General features: G+C 57.6%; 4 protein-coding genes. 2 read left to right on the top strand and 2 right to left on the bottom strand.

Going from position 1 to position 2456, the window contains the following annotated elements:
- Positions 1-333, bottom strand: a 333-nt coding sequence (locus tag AC27HQ_RS16885; protein ID WP_487157360.1) for a contractile injection system protein, VgrG/Pvc8 family, incomplete at its 3' end; no start/stop codon positions are given.
- A gap of 86 nt (positions 334-419) precedes the next feature.
- The gene (locus AC27HQ_RS16880; protein ID WP_487157359.1) at positions 420-938 is read right to left on the bottom strand and encodes an Hcp family type VI secretion system effector; all 519 of its coding nucleotides are present in this window, start codon (positions 936-938) and stop codon (positions 420-422) included.
- 366 nt (positions 939-1304) lie between these two features.
- Here AC27HQ_RS16880 and AC27HQ_RS16875 point away from each other — a divergent pair, with 366 nt between their 5' ends.
- Together AC27HQ_RS16875 and AC27HQ_RS16870 are read left to right on the top strand one after the other, a co-directional pair.
- Positions 1305-1820 carry an ATP-dependent zinc protease family protein gene (locus AC27HQ_RS16875; protein ID WP_487157358.1) on the top strand — a complete coding sequence of 172 codons (516 nt, stop codon included), beginning with the start codon at positions 1305-1307 and terminating at the stop codon, positions 1818-1820.
- A gap of 169 nt (positions 1821-1989) precedes the next feature.
- Positions 1990-2456: cupin domain-containing protein (locus AC27HQ_RS16870; RefSeq protein WP_487157357.1), on the top strand; the 467-nt coding region annotated here is incomplete at its 3' end.

Raw genomic sequence — 2456 nt, 5'->3', positions numbered from 1 at the left:
GTGCTGGAAGATGCGTTGGTTGGTGCGCAGGCCCAGATAGAACAGGTGCGGCACGATACGCAGGTGATAACGGGTCAGACGTTTGCCGGCATCGCCCTGGGCGACGCGGTGAATCAGGCCATGGATACCCTTGTCCTGCCCGGCAAAGCTGAGAAAGGCCGGTTGCTGCAACAGGGTTTCGATATCCAGATCCGGGCGTTCGCTGACCAGGACCAGCTCGAAGCGATAAGGCTGGCTGATCTGCTCGACGCCGTCGAAGGACAACACCTTGAAGTCGTGGCTGATGCCGGGGATAGCGAGGGTGAAGTCGGCCTGATTGGCGAGGTTGAACATCCGATGTTCCTTGTCTGACGCGGGCAGTATCCAGATTAAAAACCCCCGGCCGCCTGAGGCTGACCGGGGGTTTCATTATCCCCGAATTACGCGGAGACGGGTGTGCGCCAGTCGTCAGAACCGGAGGTTCCTGATACTTCATGGGTCCAGACGATCTTGCGGTAGGTGAAGTACACATCTTCCAGATGGGTGAAGTGTGACATGCTCGGATCCTGACAGTTCGGCATGTGCGACTGCACGTCAACGATGATGGCGTCTTCCAGTTCGATGGTGAAGTACTGCTCCTGGGTGCCAGTGGAAGAGGTGCGGTACCATTCCAGGCGGCACTTGTTCAGGCGCTCACCGGAGGTCAGGGCGTTGAACAGCAGGGGCGACGACTTGTCGAACACCTTGGTGATCATCAGCGGCTTGTGTACGCGCTGACCGGTTGGCTGGCCGGACTGCGGATCGCGTGGAATGATGACCTGATGGTCAAAGGCCTGAACCAGGATCTGGTCTTCGTGACCTTCCTGGAAGATGTTGCCGACGGAATCCTCGGTAAAGGTGCCAGCGGTGATCAGGCCCTGTTTGGTGCCCTCAATGGTCATATACGCGGGTGTTGGCATTGTGCTCTCCTTGCCTGGAAAATGGACCCACTGTTGGGATCCGGGAGTCAGTACTGGAGCAAGGCCTGTGCCAAATAGGGTTTTACGTTATTTATCAAATGCTTGAAAAATACGCGATAGACCGCCAAGCGCATAATGCGAACTGGATCACATAAAAGTGCGCAACTTCTTGCGCAGTGCTGTGCAGGAAGTTGCGCACTCGGCTACAAGCCAGTAAATACAGGATCTACAGCAATCCATGCACAGTCTTATCCACAGAAGGGTGAGCAGGAAGTTGCGCAAAGACCGCTCGCCAAACCCAGGCTAGGCGGAACCCCCGGTTAGCAACAGAGTCAGAACTCCTGAACGGTTAAAACGAGGTAGTTCATGCGACTGACAACACTGATGCTGACATCAACCCTGGTGTTTTTACCCTTCAGCCTGCAGGCCACCGAGCGTGTAACCTATGGCGTAAGTGAAAAGGCCCTGCTGGCTGACCTGGATCTTGAGTTGCCAGCTAAACTGGATACCGGCGCCGTCACCGCCTCATTGAGTGCGCAGAATATCCAGATCATCGAGCGCCCGGATGGCGATTGGGTGCGTTTTAATCTGGCTTTGGACGATAAACAGCAGGGTCAGGTTTTCGAGCGGCCGGTTATACGCATTGCCCAGATCAAGCGCCGCGCCGCCGATATTCCGGATGATGAAAGCCAGAGCTACACCGAGCGTCCGGTAATAGCCATGCCGGTGTGTCTGGGTAATAGCCGCCATGAAATCGAAGTCAATCTGACCGACCGTAGCGGTTTTGACTACCCCATGCTGATTGGCTCGACGGCGCTGCAACAGTTCGAGGCGGTGGTGGACCCGAGCCTGACCTATTCCGCTGGCTCGCCCAACTGCTGACTATCCGGAGTATTGGCGGGTCGGCGGCTTAGTTGATCCGCATCAGAAAACTGCTGCAGGCTGACACCTGTTGTTACCCCTTGCAGTGTATTGGCGGGTGTCCGTTGCTGCAGGAAGCCTTGCAGATCGGTATGCTGAAGCTGGTTACTGCTTACAGGTCATGTCCGCCATGCCGTTTAAACCCCTGAATATGGATCGCCGTATTCCGCTGTGCATTCGCCCCGGGGATCAGCACTGGGTCAATGCGCCACAGGCTCCCGTGCGGCGCTGGCCGCTGGAACGCGAGGCGCCGGAAAGCGGGCAGGTCACCAGTCTGGTGGAGTATCTGCCGGGTGCCCGCTTTCCTGAGCACCTGCATCCGAATGGTGAAGAAATACTGGTGCTTGAGGGCGTCTTCAGCGAGGAGGACGGCCACTGGCCGGCCGGTAGCTATTTGCGCAGCCCGGCCGGCTCGCGGCACAGCCCCTTTTCCACTGAAGGTTGCCGGCTGTTCGTCAAACTCAACCAGTTTGCCGAGAACGATCACGCCTGGGTGCGGCTGACGCCCGATCAGCAGGTGAGCGAGCATCAACCCAACGGGCTGGCCTCGGTGCTGCTGCATGGGCTGAGCAGCGAGCAGACCCGACTCTGGACACT

This window comes from Halopseudomonas sp. 4NH20-0008 (genome assembly GCF_057548395.1).
This window is presented reverse-complemented; position numbering and strand designations above follow the sequence as displayed.